This is a genomic window from Planotetraspora sp. GP83 (assembly GCF_041262585.1).
Taxonomy (GTDB): domain Bacteria; phylum Actinomycetota; class Actinomycetes; order Streptosporangiales; family Streptosporangiaceae; genus JAOEGB01.
On the sequence record NZ_JBGCBZ010000009.1, the window covers coordinates 101,123 to 120,995 of the forward strand.

Consider the following 19,873-nt stretch of genomic DNA (forward strand, 5'->3'; position numbering starts at 1 on the left):
TCACAGTGCCCCATCCGTATAGATGGCTGGGTTGATGCCCGTGCAGAAACCGACGGAGACGATGGACATGAGGGCCCATCCGATCATCAGACCCAGGCCGAGGCCCCTGCTCCACGGCTTGCGGAGCATGATCAGCACAGCCCCTCCGCCGAGCGCGGCCGCCGCGAGGATCAGCGCCCCGATTCCCACGATGAGGTTCTTGCCGCTTCCGACGCTGTCGGCCGCGCTCAGCGTCGCGATGAACCCCAGCAGGTTGACGACCACGAAGATGGCGATGCCCGCGAACGTCATTCCGACGACGATCCCTGTGGTGTTCCGCGGCGGGGGCGGAGGCGGCCCCCACCCCTGCGGCCCACCAGGCCCGAACTGCCCCGGAGGCCCGAACTGCCCCGGAGGCCCGAACTGCCCGGGAGGCCCGGACGGCCCCGAGGGCCCGGCCGGTGGCTGGGGTGCCGGTGGCTGGGGCTCGGGCGGCTGCCCGTTCGCCGGGGGCTCGGAGGGCTCGCTCTGGGACCCGTTGTGAGACTCGTTGTGAGACTCGTCGGGCGATCCGTTGGGCGGCTCGGGGGGTGTGCTCATGAGATCTCCTGGCGCGGAGCCGCCGGCGTCCAAGCCGATGGGGTGGCGCTCTCTTCCTCGTGATGGATCCGGCTGTCTGGGCTTTCCGGGGATCTGCCCAGCAACCGGTCGTAGAACCCGTGGCGGTAGCCGTACCGCAGCCTGATGGCGACGAGCACGAGACCGGGGATGATGAACCACTGCGGGCGGGTGAGGTCCAGCCAGACCGTCTCGTTGGCCCGGGTGAACTCGACGGCGAACCGGAACACCGCATAGGCCGCCACGTAAAGCGTGAACAACTCGCCAGGCCGGCTGACACGGCCTCGTGCCCACAGCAGCGCCCCGAAGGCGGCGAGCTGGAAGGCGATTTCGTAGAGGAACGAGGGATGCATGGCCTGACCGGCCAGGCATCCGGGGCATTCCGGCACCGACGCGGGCGCGTGAATCCCCCACGGCAGACTCGTAGGACGGCCCGGGGCCTCGGTCAGGAAACAGCCGATCCTGCCGACCGCCATGCCGAGGGCCACGGCAGGCGCGAACAGGTCGCCGGTCTTCTCTCGATATCCGATGAGCCGCTTGGCGATCAGCACACCCGCGTACGCGCCCGTCAGACCCCCGAGGATGCTCCGGGAGCCGAACATCCACGCCTCCAGGAGGCTCGGGTTCAACGAGGGATCGAGATGCTCGGCCCAGCCGGACAGGCGCATCCCGATGGCGCCCCCCACCAGCGCGCCGGTCACCGCGACGAGCGACTCCTCCCGCAGCGCGCCTCTGCGCCGGGCCTCCAGGACGAAGACCACGCTCGCGAGGATCACCCCGAGACCCACGAAGAAGCCGTGGGTCGGCACCGCCAGCCCACCGATGCGCAGCTCGGGAATCACGATCGACACCATAGTCGCGTCCCCCGACGATTTCCGATCCCCACCTTGTACGGCTTTCGCTCCCGGAATTCGGCTGATCCGCACCGTCACGCCCCCGGGGCTGCCGAAGAGCGTCAGGGAGAGAGCCGCCACGCGGTGACCGGCCACAGCGCGACCGTCGATCGAGGGGCTGCCGGGCTCGGGCGATTTCGCCTTCGCGTATACAGGCCGCCAACCGGGCGGAAAGCACCGTCACATTTGCGTGACGCGGGTACTCTGCGCGTATGGCTTCCAGATGGAACCCCAGGTCAGCGGTGGTATCGGTGGCTCTGCTGAGCCTGACGGCCTGCGGCGGAGCGAACGACGCCGCATCGTCCCCGGGGGCGCCGCCCGCCACTCCGTCCGCGTTTCCGGTGGACGCGTCAGCGGCATCCCCCGGGGCGCCGGTGTCGTCGCCGGGTTCATCTGTCTCGCCGTCCGCCGCACCGCCCGTGGCCAGCACTCCCACTCCGCCCGCGCCTACTCCCTCCGGGCCGCCGAAGTTCACGGCCACGATCGGCAGGCTCTCGCGGGGCGAGGCGCCGTACTCGTGGCGTCCGGGCTGCCCGGTGCCGCTGAGCGGGCTGCGGAAGATCACAATGACCTACTGGGGTTTCGACGACAAGGCGCACACCGGCGAGTTGGCGGTGAACGCGGCCGTCGCCGAGGATGTCGTGTCGGTGTTCAAGAAGCTCTACGACTTCCGCTTCCCCATTCGCCGCATGGAGCTGGTCGACGCCTACAAGGGCAGCGACAACGACTCCATCGACGCGGACAACACGTCGGCTTTCAACTGCCGGAACGCCACTGGGTCGAGCAGTTGGTCGGAGCACGCGTACGGCCGGGCCGTCGACATCAATCCGCGGGAGAATCCGTACGTCTACGCGGACGGGTCCAACGCTCACAGGAACGCCGACGCCTTCGTCGAGCGCCCGCTCAAGAAGCCGGGCGTGATCAACGAGGGCGATCGAGTAGTGCGAGCCTTCGAGGACATCGGCTGGGGCTGGGGCGGCCTGTGGTCGGGCGCGAAGGACTACCAGCACTTCTCGGCGTCCGGACGCTGATCCTGCCGCGCACGAACCCGAGGGTCCGCACAAGCACGAACCTCCGAGGAGCCGCACAAGACGGCCGGGACCGGGACCGGCCTTTGATCAGAATGAGCGCGGCTCCCCTGGCGAGCGAGGGATTGCGCTACGTCGCGCGCAGTCGTGGGCCTGCGCGCGACGCGCAGAGCGGGGGGAGTGGACGAAGCCGCCTGCGGTCCGGCTCGTGCCGTCCCACGCACAGCGCCTTAGGAAGTGTCTGATACAGGCTGCCCGCCGCGAGCACGGATCCAGACGGATGCGTCGCAAGCGGAGGAGCAGGTCGGAGTTGGAGCCTCCGGCCGACGAACCCGGGCCCCGCGGAAATTCCGAGCGTGCGAGGAATTTCGTGGGTGGGGCGACAACGCGGCGAGGCGCCATCTGGACCGCGCGCAGCGGGGCATGACTTCTCAGAACACGACCTAACGCCAGTCGCGCGGCTTCGCGTGTCGACCGCGGTGCGGTGCTGCCTTTGCCTTATGACGCGTGGGAGCGGGATAGGCCCAGGCGTCCGCGGCCGAGTCGTCCGACTGGTGACCGCGGACGGACGGCATGCCGGCCGGCATGAGGCCCGACATGCCCGCCGGCATGCCGGCGGGCTGTCCCGTCCCCTTCTGGCCGGTGGCGGCGTTGTCCTCGTTGCCCCTGAGACCCGAGATGGCGTTGCCCCCGTTGCCCCCGTTGCCCTCGTTGTCCCCGTTGCCCTTCAGGCCCGAGGCGGCGTTGTCCCCGTTGAGGGAGACGTCCTGAGGCGACGATCCGCCGTCCTCCGTCATCGGCCCCGCCTTGGTGCCCTTCGCCTTCAGGATGTCCATCGCCTTGGTTGCGATCAGGTCCGGGTCGTCCGGGTGCTTCATCGCTTCCGACGCGAGCTGCTTGCCTGTGGTGGTCGCGGTGCCGTTCCCGGGCTGCGGGATCTGGTCAACGGGCGTGGCCGCCGGTCCGGAGAGGAGCGCGGCGGCGAGTACTGCGGTACATATAGGCATGAGATTCCCCCGAAGTGGTGGAGTTGACAGGAAAGACGGTAAGCGCCACACACCGGACGATGACGGCCCGAATGATCAGTGTCCGGTCAAAGATGGGCCATAACGCCACGGGCTTCTTCGGCGTTTGAAATGCCGTCGTGCGCGTTCAGCCGGGTGAGCCCGGTAAGCCCGGTGAGCTTGCTGAGCCGGGTGAGCCGGGAGCGACGTGGACCCTGGACGGGGCGGTAGGCGTCATCGAGACGCCTTCGGCGCTTCCCCGCGCCCTGAGCAATGGCGTGGACGGCGCGCTGATCAAGTCGGTTGAGAGCGCCTGGCCGACGCCGGGGTGTTCCGTCTCGCTCTCAACGTGGTGGCCACTCGAACTCGCGCCGGAACGCGAGCGAATCCCGGCCCGGAAAAGAACAACGCCCGCTTCTCAACCGAACGAAGCGGGCGTATCTGTCCTTGCTATGACATCTCGTGATTCAGCCGTGTTATCGCGCGATCTCATGTCGACTTCTGAGATTGCTGGGATAGGAGGGGAATGACGAGCGAGGGGTCACACGTTAACGGGCCTACGGGTCCGGCCTCCGGAGGATCGCTTACCACTTGATAACGATCGGCCATCGGCCGCATCACGTCGCCCGGCCTCTCCCCGTACGGCAGGCCACTGCGTCCCGTACGCCACTGGAGGCCGGGCGGTCGGAGAATCGGCCTGGCCAGGCCGCATACGGAAGGATTGGAGCCATGGCGGCGAAGGACGGGGACGGCTGGGCGCTGTGCGACCGCGGGCACCAGCACTGGGGGCTCCACGGCGCGGCAGGCCTGCTCGCGGTCCATCACACGCTCGACGGCATGCCGTACGTCCTGCTGCAGAAGCGGTCCTGGTGGAGCCATCACGGGGGGACATGGGGGCTGCCGGGGGGCGCCCGTGACAGCCACGAGGACGCCGTCGCCGGCGCGCTGCGTGAGGCGATGGAAGAGGCGGCGCTGACCGCCGACCTCCTCCGGGTGCAGGGGGTCTACATCGACGACCATGGTGGCTGGTCCTTCCACACCGTGATCGCCGAGGCGGAGGGCCTGCTCGACGCCGCCCCGGCCAACGGGGAGAGCACGGACATGCGCTGGGTCGCGGCCGACGAGGTGACGTCGAAGAAGCTGCATCCGGGGTTCGCCGACTCCTGGCCGAAGATCCGGCTCGCGCTCAGCCCCCTGATCGTCGTCCTCGACGTGGCCAACATCATCGGCGCGCGGGCCGAGCACGGCTGGTGGAAGGACCGGGCGGGGGCCGCCAACCGGCTGCTCAATGAGCTCCTGCCGCTCGCGTCGGACGGCCTGGGCGTGGCCCCCGATGGCCTGCCGGAGCTGACACGGTGGTTTCCCCGGATCGTCGCGGTGCTGGAGGGCGCCGCCGCCCGGGGCGCCGACGAGGGGCCCTCGCGGCCCGGCATCATGGCCGTGGTCGCACCGGGCAGCGGTGACGACGCGATCGTGGAAGCCGTCCGCGACACCAGACCCTGGGAGAAGGTGCTCGTGATCACGGCTGACCGTGAGCTCCGTGAGCGCGTGACCGCCCTGGGAGCTCTGGTCACCGGCCCCCGCTGGCTGCTCAACCAGCTCTGATGCGGCGCGCGCCGGGAAGCCCCTGTCCCGGTCGTCGATCGTTGGGTAGTGTGCGGGGCATGACATGGCGACATTGATGCTCACCTGAGTCACGACTCGCGGCCCGGCTCTACGCCTACGCGTTCCTCGAAGACTTCGTGCTGCTGTATCCCGTATACGCGGTGCTGTTCGCGGAGACCGGGCTGTCTCCCGGCGAGATCTCGTCCCTGTTCGTGATCTGGTCGATCACCGGGATCGTGCTGGAGGTTCCATCCGGCCTGTGGGCCGATGTCGTCTCCCGTCGGTGGCTGCTCGCCGTCGCCCCGCTTGTCACGGGTGCGGGATACGCCTTGTGGACTTTCGTCCCGTCCTATCCCGCTTTCGCGGCCGGCTTCGTGCTGTGGGGCGCGGGAAGCGCGCTGCGGTCCGGCACACTCCAGGCGCTGGTCTACGAGGAGCTCGCCCGGGTCGGGGCGGCGGACGGCTACGCCCGGCTCATCGGCCGTTCAGGAGCGGTCGGCACGACGGCGGTGATGGCCGCCACCGGCGTGGCCGCGCCGGTGCTCGCCGCCGGCGGATACACGGCGGCAGGGGTCGCGAGCGTTCTGGTGACTCTGCTGGGATCGGCCGTCGGGTGGTCGCTGCCCGAGACCAGAACCCGCCCAGAGGAGCACGCGGAGGACACCTCCTATCTCGGGGTGCTTCGCGACGGTCTCCGTGAGGTACGGCAGGCGCCCCTGGTCCGCCGTTCCGTCCTGCTGATCTCGGTCATCTCGGTGGCGGATGCGCTGGAGGAGTACCTCCCGCTGCTCGCGAAGGCGACCGGGGTGACGACCCCCACGGTGCCGTTGCTCGAATTGCTGGTCACGGCGGGCGTCACGCTGGGCGGGTGGTTCGCGGGCCGCGGGTCACACGCGGTCGCTCCCGCTCTGGCCGTCGCCGCCGTGTGTCTCGCGGCCGGGGCGTCGAGCGGGCGGCCCGCCGGGTTCGTCCTCGTCGCCGTCGCGTACGGAATCTTCCGATGGGCCGTCGCCACCACGGAGGCCCGGTTGCAGGAACAGATCGCTGACAGATCCCGGGCGACCGTCACCTCGATGGCCGGCCTCGGAGTGGAGGTCGTGGCGATACTCGTCTTCGCCGGTTACGCCGTCGGATCGCTCTGGGCCGGACCATGGTTGATCTTCACCGTGGCGGCTCTGCCGTACCTGCTGATCGCCTTCGCGCTGAGGCGGCGAGGCCGAGGGCGCTGAGGCGCCAAAGGCGCATCCGGGACTAGGTCGACTAGCGCGGCGGGCCGGGTGAGGGCCGCTGTTGCTGGGTGCCCGCTCGCCGTACGGGCAGGTGGTAGGTCTCGCCGCGGGTGATGTAGTGCACGAGGTGCGACAGCCCCGCCCGGCTGACATGGCGCCGGAAGTCCTCGAGCCCGGAGCTGAACGCCTCGTAGTCGTCGTAGTGCACCGGGATGGCGGAATCCGGCTTGATCAGGTTGAGCCACTCGGCGCCCTGCATGCCGTCCATGGTCACGAGGATCCCGAAGATCTTGGTGCCGCCGAGGTGGACGACGCCCACGTCGATGTCGGGGAAGCGCTCCGGGATCTCGGACAGGCACGGATCCATGATCGTGTCTCCGCTGATGTGCATGCGGAGGTTGATCTGGCCGCTCTCGCCGAACTCCAGGACGCTGCCCATGACCGGTGGAAGCAGCATCTGCGCCGGGCCCGGCGCGTGCCGCGCCGGCGTGGCGATGATCGTCAGCGTGCGATCGCCGTGACGCAGATGATGATCGTCCCAGGTCTCCAGGCCGAGGGCGTTGTGGAACCCCTGATGCCTGAGCCGCTGGGCGGCGTGGGGCGTGGTGATGATCGGCACGCCCTTGTCCAGGCCGCGCCGGGCGATCCGGTCCCAGTGGTCGCCGTGTATGTGCGACAGGACCACGGCGTCCACCGGAGGCAACTCGCTGACGTCCATCGCGGGATCGGTGCGGCGCCGGGTGGTGATGCCCCAGCCCAGGTACGCCCGCTGGCCGCGATGGAGGAAGTTCGGATCGGTCAGCAGGGTGAAGCCGTGAGACCTGATGATCATGGTGGCGTTTCCGACGAAGAACACGGTCGCGTCTGCTTGATCGCGCATGGCGTCCCCCTCCCCTTACCATCAGGCTACGCATAAACGGACAAATCCCCCATCAGTGGGGGGTGGCCGTCCACCAACGCCCCCCGCCGGATTTCCGTTCCGGGGTAAACCCGGCCCGGCACGAAGGCGGCTCATCTGGGAGAAAGCAGATCGTCTCCCGCCCGGCTCCGGATCCGTTCATGTGCCGGGCCACGCGAAGCGGTGGGTGTGGATCCCGAAGTACGTGAACGCCTCGGCGCGGGTGACCCCCGGGACCCGCCTGAGGTGGTCGTTGAGCACGGCGAGGAGCTCGGCGGGCTCCTTGCACACCACCTCCACGAACATGTCGAACGAGCCGGAGGTCAGCACCACGTAGATGACGCCGGGCAGCTCGCTGATCCGGTCCGCCGCGGTGTGCACGTCGTCGTGGACGCGCACACCGATCAGGGCCATGACCGGCAGGCCCAGCGCCATCGGGTCGGTCACCCCGACGATCTGCACGACGCCCTCGTCCCTCAGCCGTTGCACGCGCTGCCGTACGGCGGGCGCGGAGAGCCCGGTCGCCTCGGCCAGGGCGGTGTAGGAGATCCGGCCGTCCTGCTGCAGCTCGCGGAGCACGATCCGATCGATCTCGTCGAGGTTCATCGGCCGACCACGCTCCGCGCCACCGTACGGCTCATCCGACGAGGTCCGACACGGCCGCCGCGAAGACCTCGTGGTGGCGGTCCACGTCGGCCGCGCTGGTGGCGGGGCACATCAGCGCCATGTTGTGGAACGGCGTCAGCAGCACGCCCCGGTTGGCCAGATAGACGTGCAGGTAGTCGTCCAGGTCGGGGTCGCCCGCCGCGTTCGACTCCCCGCCGTCGCGCGGCGCCGGGTTCGTGAAGCGATACTCCGCCCGCGCCCCGAGCTGGGTGACCGACCACGGCAGCGCGCGGGAGTCGATGACGGCCTGGACGCCCTTGGTGAAGCGGGTCGCCAGCTCGGTCATGCCGGCGAAGGCGTCATCGGTCAGCACATGCTCCAGGGTGGCCCGCATGGCGGCGACGGAGAGCGCGTTGCCGGCGAGCGTGCCGCCGACGCCGCCCATGTCGATCAGGTCGAGGCCGCTCATGCCTTCGATCCGGGCCGCCACCTCGGCGGACAGGCCGTACCCGCCGCTGGGGATGCCCCCGCCGACGGCCTTGCCGATCGTGACGATGTCGGGCTCCAGCCCCCACGCCCCCGTGCAGCCGCCCGGGCCGGCGGAGAACGTGTGGGTCTCGTCGTTGATCAGCAGTGTGCCGTGCCGCCTGGTCAGCTCGCGCACCCCGTCGAGGTAACCGGGCTCGGGCAGCACGATGCCGATGTTGGTGAGGGCGGGCTCCATGAGCACGGCCGCGATGTCGCCGTAGGCCAGCTCGCGCTCAAGGGACGGCAGGTCGTTGAACTCCACGACGCGCGAGGTCACGGTCGGGTCGACGGGAGCGCCGACGTTGCCCTCGCGGGAGACCTGCTCGCCGTCCGGGCCGACCACGAGAAGGACCTCGTCGACGCTGCCGTGGTAGCAGTAGCTGTTGACGAGGATCTTGGGCCGCCCGGTGATCGCCCGGGCCAGGCGGATGGCCCACCGGTTGGCGTCGGTCGCGGTGAGCGAGAAGCTCCAGTACGGCAGGCCGAAGCGGCGGCCGAGCTCGGCGCCGACCCAGGTCGCGTCCTCGGTCGGCATCATCACCGTCGCGCCGCCGAGGCGGGCGAACCGCTCGGCGACCGCGTCCACGGTGGCCTGCGGGGAGTGCCCCGCCATGGCGCCGGTGTCGCCCAGGCAGAGGTCGACGTACTCGTGGCCGTCCACGTCGGTGACCCGCGCGCCGCGCGCCTCGGCGAGGTAGAGCGGGAAGCCGGCGGCGGTCTTGTTCATCCAGGTCATCGGCACGCCGCCGAACAGGTGGGCCCGCGCCTGCTCGTAGGCGGCGGCCGAGCGCGGGTTGCGCTCCCGGAACGTGCGGCGTTCGCGGTCGAGGAGGCCGGCGAGATGGGTACGGTCGATCACGTTCACTGCCTCAGAAAAGATCGCACAAATCCGTCTTTATGACGAAATCTGAAGTCAACGTACACCACCGCGTTCGATCCTTCACCCCGGGCGTCAGCGATCGGAGGGTGCGTGGGTGTGGGTGGTGGTGCTGGGCGGGGGTCAGGGCGCGACGGCGACCTGCGTGCGGTGGTGCCTGGGGGCCTCGATCTCGTCGATCAGCGCCACCTGAGGGTGGAATACGAACTCACCCTGCTCGGCAGTTCACTGCTGGAGCCGATGGCCGCCTGCTTCGCGATTAGCCGGCCTGCGAGGTGTGGTGGTCGAGGACGCGGGCAAGCAAGCCGACCAGTTGCCGGCGTTCGGCCGCTGACAGCGGGGCGAGCAGTTCGTCCTGCACCTCGGACAGCACGGTCTCGAGTCGCTCGAGCCGTCGCCGGCCCGCGGGAGTGATGGTGATGACGTTGCGGCGGCGGTCGTCCGGATCAGGCTCCCGGACGACCAGGTGCTGATCGACGAGCTCGTTCACCATCGCCACGGTGTCGCTGCGGTCGATCCCCGTGCGCTGGCTGAGGGCCGCCTGGCTCGCCGGGCCGTACTCATCGAGCGCGGCGAGGATCGCGAAGTGGTAGCCACGGGCGTCAACGGAGCCCAACCCCTCGGCCACCAGCCGATGCGCGTGCAGTGAGGTCTTGTTGATCAGCCAGCTGGCCTTCGCGCGCAGGCGGGTGGCCCCTATCTCCATGGGGGAAAGTCTAGCAATCCATTGGCATGGCCAATGATTTCGATATACCGTTGGTCGAGCCAACGTTGGCTCGGCCAATCAATTTCGAGGATGGACATGACCACAACAGTCGGCTCCGCCCGGCTCTCCTCCGACCACGCCGCTCCCGACCCCCGGCGTTGGTGGGCGCTCACCGCGGTCGCGACGGCCCAGTTGATGATCGGCATCGATCTGACGATCGTGAACATCGCGCTGCCGTCCATGCAGAGATCACTGGACCTGTCGGACCCCGACCGTCAATGGGTGATCACGCTCTTCGCTCTCGGCTACGGCGGCCTGCTGCTCCTGGGCGGCCGCCTGTCGGACCTCATCGGCCGCAGGCGCAGCATGATGATCGGGCTGACCGGGTTCGCCCTGGCCTCCGCGCTCGGCGGTGCGGCGGTCACCCCGGCGATGCTGCTCACTTCCCGGGCCCTTCAGGGCGTCTTCGGGGCGCTGCTCACGCCGTCCGTGCTGGCGACCCTCGCCGCCACCTTCCCCACACCCGCCGAGCGCGGGAAGGCGTTCGGGATCTACGGCACCGTCATGGGCAGCTCGTCCGGTCTGGGCGTCGTGCTCGGCGGGCTCCTCACCGACTACCTCGACTGGCGCTGGTGCATGTACGTGAACCTGCCCATCGCGGTCGCCGCCGGAGCCGGAGTGCTCTACGCCGTCCGTCCCGCGCCCCGCGCGACCGGGGTGCGGGTCGACTTCGCCGGGGCGCTGCTCGCGACCATCGGCCTGATGGCCCTGGTCTTCGGCTTCGCCCGGGCCGAGCTCGACGGCTGGGGCGCGGCGATCACCGTCGGGCCGCTGGCCGTCGGCGTCCTGGCAGTGGTCGTCTTCGTGTGGGTGCAGAGCCGGGTCGCCGGGCCGCTGCTGCCACTGCGCGTGGTCCTCGACCGGCGCCGGGGCGGGTCCTATCTCGCGGTGCTGAGCCTGGCGGTGGGCATGTTCGCCGCGCTGTTCTTCCTCACCTTCTATCTGCAGAACGTGCTCGGCTATTCGCCGGTCCGGTCCGGCCTGGCCTTCCTGTCCCTCACCGCCGGGCTCATGGTGGGCGTGCGGGCGGTGAGCCCGCTCCTGATGCGCGCGCCGGTGCGGTCGCTGCTCGTCCCCGGACTGCTGACGATCGCGGCCGGGCTCGCGCTGCTCGGTCTCGTACGGACCGACAGCGGCTACTGGCCGCATGTGTTCCCCGTGTTCTTGCTGATAGGACTCGGCAGCGGATGGGTGCTGGTCACCGCCAACAGCACCGCGACCCTCGGCGCCGGGGCCGACACCGCCGTGGCCGGCGCCATGGTCATGACCTCGCAGCAGATCGGCGCGTCTCTCGGCACCGCGCTGCTCAGCACGATCGCCGGGACCGCCGCCGCCGCGTACCTCCGCACGCATCCCGCATCAGCCCCCCAGGCGGCCGTCCACGGCTTCAACGTGGCGAGCCTCGGCGCGGCCGGGTTCCTCTGCCTGGCCGCGCTCGCGGTCTTCCTCGTCACCGGCCGGGACAACTCTCAGCGTTAGGTCGTGGCGGCGATGCGGGTTCCAGGCACCGCCCCACGACGCGGGGTCCAGGCACCGCAGCGACGCGGTGTTACGCCAGCAGCCACAGGGCCAGGCCGATGATCACAGCCCAGCAGACGATCCCCGTCGCGGTGATGCCCATCAGGCCGCGGAGCCGATAGCGCCTGCCCGGCCGGCCGTACGAGAGAAAACCGTCGAAGGCGGGCGAGTCTGACTGCTGAGCGGTCTGTCGCAGGATCACGGTCGCTCCAGTGCGGTTCAGATGGAGACCTCTTCGGCGTCGTCGGCTACCCAGAAAGGACCATCCATGTCATCACGCGGCGATAAGAACTGTACGAGTGTGAGGGTCCGGGTCACCACCCGAGGCCGTCCGCTCCGCTCGCCGGTTCGCCGGGAATCTTCTCATCGCATCACCGATGAGTTTCCGCTGGGGCGGACGTTTCATGTGTTGAAACCTCGGTGACCCCCACCGATCAGCCAAGGAGACCGCATCGTGGACTGGACGCTTGAACTCGTGGTCGTGCCCGTTTCGGACGTGGACCGCGCGAAGACCTTCTACATCGACAACGCCGGATTCAACCTGGACGTCGACCACAGCGCCGGGGACGACTTCCGGGTGGTCCAGCTGACGCCGCCCGGCTCGGACTGCTCGATCTCCCTCATGCGCAATATCGCGGCGCCGGGCTCGCTGCAGGGTCTGCACCTGGTCGTCTCCGACATCGACGCCGCGCGCGCCGAGCTCCTCGGACGGGAGGTCGCCGCAAGCGACGTCTTCCACTTCGGGCCGAACGGCCAGACGCCGGGACCCGACCCGCAGCGCGCGAGCTACAACTCGTTCTTCTCCTTCAGCGACCCGGACGGCAACGGCTGGCTGGTTCAGGAGGTCAAGCGCGACGGATCGTCCGCGTGATCATGGACTCGACGCGAGAAAGCGCCACGCACATGCCGACCGATGAGATCGACGCCGCTCTGTCCGGCGACGAGTCCGCCTTCGCCCAGCTCACCGAGCGCCACCGGCGCGAGCTGCACGTCCACTGCTATCGGATGCTCGCCTCGTTCGACGAGGCCGAGGACGCCGTGCAGGAGACGCTCCTGCGGGCCTGGCGGAGCCGCGACAGCTTCGACGGCAGCTCGCTGTTCCGCGCGTGGCTCTACCGGATCGCCACGAACGTCTGTCTCGACATGCTCCGGCGCACTTCACGTCATCTGACGATGATGCACTCCTTCGCCGAGGTGACGTGGCTCCAGCCGTACCCCGACCGCCTGCTGGACGAGGTCGCGCCCAGCGACGAGCAGCCGGACGCGGTCGCGGTGGCGCGGGAGACGATCGAGCTGGCGTTCGTGGCCGCCATGCAGGTGCTACCGCCGAGGCAACGGGCGGCCTTCATCGCCCGTGACGTGCTCGGCTGGGCGGCCAGTGAAACGGCGGCCGCCCTGGACACGAGCGTCGCCGCGGCCAACAGCGCCCTCCAGCGCGCCCGCGCCACCATGCAGAATCATCTGCCGGCGCGCCGCGCCGAATGGCCCGCGCGCGAGCTGAACGAGGAGGAGCGCACCCTGCTCGGGCGGTTCATCGACGCGCACGAACGGTGTGACGCCGCGGCGGCCGTCGCCATCGCGGCGCAGGACCTCCGCATCACGATGCCGCCTTACCCCATGTGCTTCGAGGGGCTGGCGATGATCGCCCCGCTGCTCGAACGCGCGCTGGGAGAGGACAGGGAGGGCGACTGGCGCCTCCTGCCGACGCAGGCCAACCGGATGCCCACCGCCGCGAGCTACCTGCGCCGGCCCGGCGACTCCGAGTTCCGCGCGTTCAAGTTCGACGTCCTGCGTATCGAGAACGGCGCGATCGCCGAGATCACCACGTTCGGCCCCGAGCTGTTCCCGGCGTTCGGCCTCCCGCCGACGCTCTGAGGAGCTCCCCGTACGGCAGGGGCGCTGCCGTACGGCACAGGCGCTGCCGAGCTGGGCGGCCTTCCGGCTCCAACGGAGCAGGCGCAGCCACCCGGCTCGGCATCCGTGCGCGGGGATCCACCGGCCGGGCTTGACGATCCCGCCGGAAGGATGATGGGATCCCACGTCAGCGTCGCGGTGCACCCGGCAGAGAGACCGCCGTGGGCATGGAGGCGCCGAATCATGGGACGACCATGGAAACATCCAACGAGCCGAGCGGCCGCCTCGCGGCGTTCGGCAACCAGCTGATCGAAGTCCACCTCTGGCTCCGCGAGGAGCTCGCCCGGCTCCGTGAGGACGTCGACGCCTACCTCGACGGCGGCGGCGAGCGGCCCCGGGACCTGCGGGCGCACTGCCTGACCTTCTGCTCGGCGCTCGATCGGCATCACACCGGCGAAGACGGCGGGGCCTTTCCCGTCCTGGCGGAGCGATTCCCCGAGTTGCGGCCCGTGCTGGAGGAGCTGACACGCGACCACCACATGGTGGCCGACATCCTGCGCCAGCTGGAACACCTACTCGGCGATCTGGAGCCCGGCGCGGCCGAGGCGCGACGCGTACGAGCCGAGCTGGACGGCCTGGCCGCCCTGCTGGAGTCGCATTTCGTCTACGAAGAGAAACGGATCGTCTCCGCCCTCAACTCGCTGGCCATGCCGGACTGGGACGGGTCGAAGCCCGGCTTCCTGCTCACCGGCTATGGGCATCGCCGCCCCGGAGGTCCGGTCGACATCGGTTGAACGGCCCCATCCCGATAGTCCAAATCCCCATTTCCCGCCCTAGCCTGGGCATATAGGGGGTCGAGGGGAGGCCCGGGGGTGATGAAGACAGAGATCGACTACGAGGAGATGTTCAACGCCGGCGTGGTCCCGACGCTGCTGCTGACGCCGGACTTCACCATGGTCGCGGCCAACGACGCCTATCTGGACGTGACCCAGCGGACTCGGGCGGAGCTGATCGGCCATTGCATCTTCGCCGTCTTCCCCGACAACCCCGACACGGCCGACGATCCCGACGCGCAGGGGATCAAGGTTCTGCGGGATTCGCTGGAACGTGTGCTCGCCACCGGCAAACGGGACACCATGGCGCTGCAAAGGTACGACGTCGAGCCGCCGGGGATGCCCGGCGTGTTCGAGGAACGGCACTGGAGCACGGTCAACACCCCCGTCCTCGGCCCGGACGGAAAGGTAAAGCTGATCATTCACAGCACCGAGGAGGTCACCGACTTCCTCCAGCAGCTGAGGTGGTCGAGCCGGCGAGGCGTCACCGGCGCACGGGCGAAGCTCAAGGCGATGGAGAACCACCTCTACGCCCGCAACCGGGAGCTTCAGGACCTCAACGAACGGCTCAAGCAGACCCACAGGGAACAAACCCAGACCACATCGGCGCTGCGGGACTCCATCAGGCGGCAGCGGCAGTTCGTCGTCGACGCGTCCCACGACCTGCGCAACCCGATCACCGGGCTCCTGACCGAACTCGAGGTCGCACTTTCCGAACCCCACATCGACATGCAGCAGATCCTGCGCAGACTGCTCCGGAACGCCGAGCGACTCAACGACATCGTGGCCGATCTCCTCGCCCTGGCCCGCCTGGACACCACGGCGCCCGCCGCCACGGAACTGGTCGACCTGTCCCAGCTCGTCCTGGACGAACTCGAACGCCGCACCGTCAACGCCGCCGTCCACACGCGACTCGATCAGCAGGTGAAGGTGTACGCCTCGCGGATCCCCCTGGCCCGGCTCCTGGCGAACCTCCTGGCCAATGCCGAACGGCACACCACGACGAAGATCGAGATCATGGTCACCGCCGACCCACCGGAGGCGGTCCTCGAGGTGATCGACGACGGACCCGGTGTCGCGTCGGCCGACCGCGAAAGAATCTTCGAACGCCTCTACCGGCTCGACGACGCCCGCCTCCAGGACCCCGGCGGCTCCGGGCTCGGCCTGTCGATCGCCCGCGAGATCGCCCAGGCCTACGGCGGCTGCCTGTACGCCGCCGATCACCCCACCGGCGCCCGCTTCGTCCTCCGCCTCCCCCTCGCCGCCTAGGGCCGCGGGGGCCGTCGCTAACTCCGGTGCAGGCCGAAGCCGACGTGTTCGGGATCGCAGATGACACTGCCGGGAAGCCGCCGCTGGATCTCGTGCGCGGTCTGCGTCTCGCCGCCGCCGAAGGGGCCGTTGATCCACAAGAGCATGCAGAAGACCCTACGGTGCTCGTTACGGGATCGAGGCAAGCGTGCGCCGACCTGTCTATCCCTCCGCGTCTTGGGGGTACCAGCGGAGTTCGACGGTGTTGCCGTCAGGGTCCCGCACGTAGATGGAGGTCGCCGTGCCACGGGCGCCGAACCGGTCCACGGGCCCTTCAATGACGGTGAAGACGCCCGAGTCGATTACCTCGTGCCAGTCCAGCGGTTCCACGACCAGGCAGATATGGTCGACGTTCGACTCACCCCGGGGGCCGCGGACCAGGTCGATGATGGTCTCCGGAGTGACCCTCACCGAGGGAAACGGGGCATCGCCGGCCCGCCACTTGGCGACGCGTACCGGCTCCAGACCGAGAAGCCCGCAGTAGAACTCCAGTGCGCGCTCGACGTCCCGGACGTTGAGCACCAGGTGATCGAAGGCTTTGACCCGCATGATGGTCACCTCGACTCCAGGTGGTAGGCCTGACGCAGCCAGCCGGCGAACAGGGCCTGGTCGATGTCGCGACGCCCCACCAATCGAACGAGGACTGGTCTGGCTGGAAACCAATACGACTGCACGTGTGCGGGAGTTCGTCCGCGCCGCGACGGACGCCAACCGCCGGACGGCCTCGGCCGCGCCGAGTGAGCGTCGACGGTCACGGGACGGGGCAACCTCGTGGGGCGTCGTAATGGCGGCCACGGCCGCGATTCGCCAGCCCTTATGGTCAGGTGACGTCGACGAAGCGGAACGGAGAGAGCACCGACGGAAAGGCGACCAGTCTGGTGCGCCAGTAGCCGTCGTACGCGGGGACGAACGCCTTGGCGTACCGGCCGGTCGTGGTTGACCTCACGTAGGCGACCAGCTTCCAGGACGAGGCGCGCTTCTTCTTGAAGTACACGGCGATTTTGGTCTTGGCGAGCGGCTTCGTGCCGTACTTGGCGGTTCCGGTGAGCGTGATGCGGCCGCCCTTGGCGACCTCGGCGGGGCTTGCCGTCAAGGTCAGGGTGCGCCCGACGACCGGGAAGCTGTACCGGAAGACGACGGGCTTGGCGTCGCTGTCCTGACGGGAGACGAGCGCGCGGATTTCCCAGGTGCCACCCGGGTCGCTGCTCTTGACCGTGAACTTCCCGGTGAAGGGGACCGTCGCCGGGGGGAGGCCCTCTATCGGCGCGCCCGGGACGCGCTCCCATTCGACCTCGGCCAGCCGTGTCCCCTTGCCCGGTACGGCGATGACGATGTCGAACTCGTCGACCGGCTTGGTCCCGGTAGTGGGGTCGCCCCACGCGGTCACCAGCGATCCCCAGAAGGTGACCTCGCTCTCACCGTCGGCCGGGACGGCCGCGTCGGCCACGTGGAAGTGCTTCACCCCCTCGTCAGCCGCCCGGGTGGCACCCGCGGGGATCACAACGAACCCGACACAAAGCGCCAGCGCCACCCCGAACGCCCTGAGACTTCGGCTCATTGGAACTCCCCGCAATAGCCCGAAGATCGAACCACTGGACGAGCGTACTGGGCCTTGATCGCTGCTGGTAGTCGAGTACCGAATTCAGGACATGGCGGCGTACGGCTGCGCATGGCTGGAATGATCAACGGGGGACGGCCGGCGTTGCGTCACCGTCGCCGAGCGCGAAACCTCGTTCGGCGCCTGCGGGCTCCAGCCGCAGGTGGCGCCACACCGGACATGAGGGTGATGGCGCTTGATCAACGAGAACCTGTCCATTATATGAATTTCGTGATGCCCATGCCCGAATAAATCATACATGTCTATTCAAGTGGCATAAATACTTCATTGTCACAATGCACACCTTGTCGTGTCCTTAGTGTGGCTAACTTCTCGCTGCCGGACCGGCCGCCCAACCTGCGACCGGTGCCGGGATGTCGAGGAAGGACGCGGATGCGAAAAACCGACATGCACAGGACCTCCGCAGTCCGGGGTCGCGGGATCAGGAAGTCCTTCGGTGACGTGGTCGCACTCGACGGCGTCGACCTCGACGTGGCGAGCGGGCAGGTCCACGGCCTTGTCGGCCCGAATGGCGCGGGAAAGACGACGCTCCTCGGTCTGCTGTTGGGCCTGGCGGTCGCGGACAGCGGCCGCCTCGAGATCCTGGGTACGCCGGTCGGGCGGACGCTCGCTGTCCCCGACGGTGTCGCGGGTTTCGTGGACAGGCCCGGGCTCTATCCGTCGCTAACCGCGCGGCAGAACCTCTCGGCCCTGGCCTCTCTGCGCGGGTACGACGCCGGTCGCACCGCAAGTGTCGACGCCGTACTGGAGCAGGTCGGGCTCACCGACGTCGCCGACGACCGTGTCCGGGGGTTCTCGCTGGGGATGCGCCAGCGGCTCGGACTGGCCGCCGCGCTGCTCACAAAGCCGCGACTGCTCGTGCTCGATGAGCCGGCCAACGGTCTGGACCCTGCCGGCAAGCACCACGTGCACCGCGTCATCACCGGACTCGCCACGGACGGGACCGCGGTGGTCCTCTCCAGCCACCGGATGGACGACCTCGCTGCGCTGTGCTCCGAGGTCACCATCCTCGCTACCGGACGGGTCGTCTTCTCCGGGCCGGTGAGCAAGCTCGCCGCCGAGAGCGGCGAGCTCGACTACCGGCTGCTCACCTCCGACCCGGCGGCCGCCCACCGGCTGGCGTCAGAGACGCCCGGGCTCCGCGTCGTGCCCGGTCGCGACCCCGGTCAACGGCCGGACGCCGACGTCGTCGTCCGCGGGCCGGTGCCGGCCCTCGACGAGCTGGTCGTGCGGCTCGTGCGAGCCGGCGTGGCGCTCCGAGAGCTGGGGCCCGTGGTGGCGCCGCTCGAGGCCGCGTTCCTGGCCCTGACCGGGACCGGCACCATGCCCACGCAGACCGACCAGGAGGACCCGCGATGACCGCGACCGTCACCCGACCCCGGGCCGGTGCCCGGCCGGCGCCCGTGCTGCGTGGCTATCGGTTCGAGCTGGTCAAGCTGCTCTCCCAGTGGCGGATCCGCCTGCTGCTGCTCGCCTGCTGGATCGCCCCGGCGGCCTTCGTGGCCGTGGTGAGCCTGCAGAGCTCGCTCCCCGCCGATACGGTCTTCGGCCGCTGGATGAACGCGACCGGCTGGGCGGGGTCGCTGGTGGTGCTGGACTTCTCGTGCAGCTGGGCGCTCCCGCTGCTGACGGCGTTGGTCGCGGGCGACGTCTTCGCCGTCGAAGACCGGCTTGGCACCTGGCGCCACCTCCTCGTGGCGGTCCGCTCGCCGAGGCGGATCTTCGTGGCGAAGACCCTTGCCAGCCTCACCGTGATCCTTCTGCTGGTGGCCGGGCTGGCCGCGTCGGGCATCGCCGGCGGCCTGGCAGCGGTCGGCAACCGGCCGCTCGTAGGCCTGGACGGCCATCTCCTCGCCCCGGCGGACGCGGCCGGCACGGTCCTGCTCGCGTGGGCCTGCGCGTTGGCGCCGACGCTGGCGTTCGCCGCGGTAGGCCTCCTCGGCTCGGTGGCCCTTGGCCGCTCCCCGATGGGGCTGCTGATGCCCGCGCTCCTCGCCTTCGCGCTGCAGCTCGCACAGCTGCTCCCGCTGCCGGTGGCCGTACGGCAGGCCCTGCCGAGCCACGCCTTCCTCGCCTGGCGCGGGCTCTTCACCAGCCCGGCGCAGGCGGGCCCCCTCCTCATCGGCCTCTCGGTGAGCCTCGCGTGGGCGGTCACCGCCACCGCGCTGGCCTACCGCCTGTTCCTGCGCCGCGACTTCACGGACCTGACATACGACGGATCGGGCCGGCGCGTCCTCGTGGCGGGGGTGCTACCGCTGGCCGGCCTGGTCGCCGTCACCGTCGTAGTCGTCGCCGGCGCGACTTCGGCTGAGGGCTCGGGGATCGAACGGGCCAAGCTGCAGGACTCGCTCGCCACGGCGTACGCCCACCTCTACCGGCTGCAGGCCCGGGAGCTTCATCGCCCAGACGTCACGGAGGCCCAGCTGCGGGCCACCGCGTCCTGCGACAAGGGCGACTCCCGGGTCCTCGACCAGGGACCGGGCAACGACTGGCGGTGCGTCGTGTCCTGGCACCTCCCCGGCGCGACCGCCATGGGCAGCGCCATCTACCAGCTCGACGTCACCCCAGATGGGCGGTACGTCGCCGACGGAGACGGACCGAAGGAGGTGAACGGCTACTTCCAGGTGCGCACCCCGACCGGGGACGCGCCCAACCCCTTGTGGCAGTTCGACGGGAACGTCGACCTGCTCGCAAGCACCCCGAAGGAATGA

21 protein-coding genes are annotated in these 19,873 nt (G+C 69.5%); 10 read left to right on the forward strand and 11 right to left on the reverse strand.

Going from position 1 to position 19,873, the window contains the following annotated elements:
• The gene (locus tag ABH927_RS14980; RefSeq protein WP_370021858.1) at window positions 1-579 is read right to left on the reverse strand and encodes a hypothetical protein; all 579 of its coding nucleotides are present in this window, start codon (window positions 577-579) and stop codon (window positions 1-3) included.
• Complete coding sequence (locus ABH927_RS14985) at window positions 576-1,439, reverse strand: prolipoprotein diacylglyceryl transferase (protein ID WP_370021860.1); 864 nt, start codon at window positions 1,437-1,439, stop codon at window positions 576-578. Before ABH927_RS14985 ends, ABH927_RS14980 begins: the two co-directional genes overlap by 4 nt.
• Window positions 1,440-1,909: 470 nt before the next feature.
• Here ABH927_RS14985 and ABH927_RS14990 point away from each other — a divergent pair, with 470 nt between their 5' ends.
• The gene (locus ABH927_RS14990; RefSeq protein WP_370021861.1) at window positions 1,910-2,521 is read left to right on the forward strand and encodes a M15 family metallopeptidase; all 612 of its coding nucleotides are present in this window, start codon (window positions 1,910-1,912) and stop codon (window positions 2,519-2,521) included.
• A gap of 440 nt (window positions 2,522-2,961) precedes the next feature.
• Here the strand turns inward: ABH927_RS14990 and ABH927_RS14995 are convergent, their stop codons facing one another.
• Window positions 2,962-3,525: a hypothetical protein gene (locus ABH927_RS14995; protein ID WP_370021863.1), complete on the reverse strand. Its 564-nt coding sequence runs from the start codon at window positions 3,523-3,525 to the stop codon at window positions 2,962-2,964.
• A gap of 726 nt (window positions 3,526-4,251) precedes the next feature.
• Here ABH927_RS14995 and ABH927_RS15000 point away from each other — a divergent pair.
• Entirely contained in the window at window positions 4,252-5,127 is an 876-nt protein-coding gene (locus ABH927_RS15000) for an NUDIX domain-containing protein (RefSeq protein ID WP_370021865.1), read from the forward strand.
• 137 nt (window positions 5,128-5,264) lie between these two features.
• Window positions 5,265-6,356 (forward strand): MFS transporter, encoded by a 1,092-nt coding sequence (locus ABH927_RS15005; protein WP_370021867.1) that lies wholly within the window; start codon window positions 5,265-5,267, stop codon window positions 6,354-6,356.
• A gap of 31 nt (window positions 6,357-6,387) precedes the next feature.
• Here ABH927_RS15005 and ABH927_RS15010 read toward each other — a convergent pair whose 3' ends face one another.
• The 4 genes from ABH927_RS15010 to ABH927_RS15025 all read right to left on the reverse strand — a co-directional run bounded on the left by ABH927_RS15010 (window position 6,388) and on the right by ABH927_RS15025 (window position 9,971).
• Entirely contained in the window at window positions 6,388-7,236 is an 849-nt protein-coding gene (locus tag ABH927_RS15010; RefSeq protein WP_370021868.1) for an MBL fold metallo-hydrolase, read from the reverse strand.
• Between the two features lie 177 nt (window positions 7,237-7,413).
• Window positions 7,414-7,860: an Lrp/AsnC family transcriptional regulator gene (locus ABH927_RS15015; protein ID WP_370021870.1), complete on the reverse strand. Its 447-nt coding sequence runs from the start codon at window positions 7,858-7,860 to the stop codon at window positions 7,414-7,416.
• A gap of 31 nt (window positions 7,861-7,891) precedes the next feature.
• Window positions 7,892-9,253, reverse strand: a complete 1,362-nt coding sequence (locus tag ABH927_RS15020; RefSeq protein ID WP_370021872.1) for a transaminase — start codon at window positions 9,251-9,253, stop codon at window positions 7,892-7,894.
• 271 nt (window positions 9,254-9,524) lie between these two features.
• Complete coding sequence (locus ABH927_RS15025; RefSeq protein WP_370021874.1) at window positions 9,525-9,971, reverse strand: MarR family winged helix-turn-helix transcriptional regulator; 447 nt, start codon at window positions 9,969-9,971, stop codon at window positions 9,525-9,527.
• Between the two features lie 96 nt (window positions 9,972-10,067).
• Between ABH927_RS15025 and ABH927_RS15030 the strand changes: the two genes are divergently transcribed.
• Window positions 10,068-11,510 carry an MFS transporter gene (locus tag ABH927_RS15030; protein WP_370021876.1) on the forward strand — a complete coding sequence of 481 codons (1,443 nt, stop codon included), beginning with the start codon at window positions 10,068-10,070 and terminating at the stop codon, window positions 11,508-11,510.
• 70 nt (window positions 11,511-11,580) lie between these two features.
• Here ABH927_RS15030 and ABH927_RS15035 read toward each other — a convergent pair whose 3' ends face one another.
• Window positions 11,581-11,751 carry a hypothetical protein gene (locus ABH927_RS15035; RefSeq protein WP_370021878.1) on the reverse strand — a complete coding sequence of 57 codons (171 nt, stop codon included), beginning with the start codon at window positions 11,749-11,751 and terminating at the stop codon, window positions 11,581-11,583.
• 252 nt (window positions 11,752-12,003) lie between these two features.
• Here ABH927_RS15035 and ABH927_RS15040 point away from each other — a divergent pair, with 252 nt between their 5' ends.
• From ABH927_RS15040 to ABH927_RS15055, 4 genes are all read left to right on the forward strand, one after another.
• Window positions 12,004-12,420: a glyoxalase superfamily protein gene (locus ABH927_RS15040; RefSeq protein ID WP_370021880.1), complete on the forward strand. Its 417-nt coding sequence runs from the start codon at window positions 12,004-12,006 to the stop codon at window positions 12,418-12,420.
• 2 nt (window positions 12,421-12,422) lie between these two features.
• On the forward strand, window positions 12,423-13,424 hold the full coding sequence (locus ABH927_RS15045; RefSeq protein ID WP_370021882.1) for an RNA polymerase subunit sigma-70: 1,002 nt from the start codon (window positions 12,423-12,425) through the stop codon (window positions 13,422-13,424).
• A 233-nt stretch (window positions 13,425-13,657) separates the two neighbouring features.
• Window positions 13,658-14,197, forward strand: coding sequence for a hemerythrin domain-containing protein (locus tag ABH927_RS15050; protein ID WP_370021883.1), 540 nt, complete (start codon window positions 13,658-13,660; stop codon window positions 14,195-14,197).
• Between the two features lie 81 nt (window positions 14,198-14,278).
• Window positions 14,279-15,505, forward strand: a complete 1,227-nt coding sequence (locus tag ABH927_RS15055; protein ID WP_370021885.1) for an ATP-binding protein — start codon at window positions 14,279-14,281, stop codon at window positions 15,503-15,505.
• A gap of 17 nt (window positions 15,506-15,522) precedes the next feature.
• Here the strand turns inward: ABH927_RS15055 and ABH927_RS15060 are convergent, their stop codons facing one another.
• From ABH927_RS15060 to ABH927_RS15070, 3 genes are all read right to left on the reverse strand, one after another.
• Window positions 15,523-15,651 (reverse strand): hypothetical protein, encoded by a 129-nt coding sequence (locus ABH927_RS15060; protein ID WP_370021887.1) that lies wholly within the window; start codon window positions 15,649-15,651, stop codon window positions 15,523-15,525.
• A 55-nt stretch (window positions 15,652-15,706) separates the two neighbouring features.
• Window positions 15,707-16,093, reverse strand: coding sequence for a VOC family protein (locus tag ABH927_RS15065; protein ID WP_370021889.1), 387 nt, complete (start codon window positions 16,091-16,093; stop codon window positions 15,707-15,709).
• A gap of 271 nt (window positions 16,094-16,364) precedes the next feature.
• On the reverse strand, window positions 16,365-17,102 hold the full coding sequence (locus ABH927_RS15070) for a hypothetical protein (RefSeq protein WP_370021891.1): 738 nt from the start codon (window positions 17,100-17,102) through the stop codon (window positions 16,365-16,367).
• A gap of 432 nt (window positions 17,103-17,534) precedes the next feature.
• Here ABH927_RS15070 and ABH927_RS15075 point away from each other — a divergent pair, with 432 nt between their 5' ends.
• Both ABH927_RS15075 and ABH927_RS15080 read left to right on the forward strand, forming a co-directional pair.
• Window positions 17,535-18,521, forward strand: a complete 987-nt coding sequence (locus ABH927_RS15075; protein WP_370021893.1) for an ABC transporter ATP-binding protein — start codon at window positions 17,535-17,537, stop codon at window positions 18,519-18,521.
• Window positions 18,518-19,873: an ABC transporter permease gene (locus tag ABH927_RS15080; protein ID WP_370021894.1), complete on the forward strand. Its 1,356-nt coding sequence runs from the start codon at window positions 18,518-18,520 to the stop codon at window positions 19,871-19,873. The genes ABH927_RS15075 and ABH927_RS15080 overlap by 4 nt, the downstream gene beginning before the upstream one ends.

Bases quoted from the DNA above. Each gene is read 5' to 3' on its own strand.
- ABH927_RS15075 (WP_370021893.1), top strand. From the start codon at position 17,535: ATGCGAAAAACCGACATGCACAGGACCTCCGCAGTCCGGGGTCGCGGG.
- ABH927_RS15080 (WP_370021894.1), top strand. From the start codon at position 18,518: ATGACCGCGACCGTCACCCGACCCCGGGCCGGTGCCCGGCCGGCGCCC.
- ABH927_RS15025 (WP_370021874.1), bottom strand. From the start codon at position 9,971: ATGGAGATAGGGGCCACCCGCCTGCGCGCGAAGGCCAGCTGGCTGATC.
- ABH927_RS15070 (WP_370021891.1), bottom strand. From the start codon at position 17,102: ATGAGCCGAAGTCTCAGGGCGTTCGGGGTGGCGCTGGCGCTTTGTGTC.
- ABH927_RS15010 (WP_370021868.1), bottom strand. From the start codon at position 7,236: ATGCGCGATCAAGCAGACGCGACCGTGTTCTTCGTCGGAAACGCCACC.
- ABH927_RS14980 (WP_370021858.1), bottom strand. From the start codon at position 579: ATGAGCACACCCCCCGAGCCGCCCAACGGATCGCCCGACGAGTCTCAC.
- ABH927_RS15065 (WP_370021889.1), bottom strand. From the start codon at position 16,093: ATGCGGGTCAAAGCCTTCGATCACCTGGTGCTCAACGTCCGGGACGTC.
- ABH927_RS15000 (WP_370021865.1), top strand. From the start codon at position 4,252: ATGGCGGCGAAGGACGGGGACGGCTGGGCGCTGTGCGACCGCGGGCAC.
- ABH927_RS15030 (WP_370021876.1), top strand. From the start codon at position 10,068: ATGACCACAACAGTCGGCTCCGCCCGGCTCTCCTCCGACCACGCCGCT.
- ABH927_RS15045 (WP_370021882.1), top strand. From the start codon at position 12,423: ATGGACTCGACGCGAGAAAGCGCCACGCACATGCCGACCGATGAGATC.
- ABH927_RS15060 (WP_370021887.1), bottom strand. From the start codon at position 15,651: ATGCTCTTGTGGATCAACGGCCCCTTCGGCGGCGGCGAGACGCAGACC.
- ABH927_RS15015 (WP_370021870.1), bottom strand. From the start codon at position 7,860: ATGAACCTCGACGAGATCGATCGGATCGTGCTCCGCGAGCTGCAGCAG.
- ABH927_RS14995 (WP_370021863.1), bottom strand. From the start codon at position 3,525: ATGCCTATATGTACCGCAGTACTCGCCGCCGCGCTCCTCTCCGGACCG.
- ABH927_RS15050 (WP_370021883.1), top strand. From the start codon at position 13,658: ATGGAAACATCCAACGAGCCGAGCGGCCGCCTCGCGGCGTTCGGCAAC.
- ABH927_RS15055 (WP_370021885.1), top strand. From the start codon at position 14,279: ATGAAGACAGAGATCGACTACGAGGAGATGTTCAACGCCGGCGTGGTC.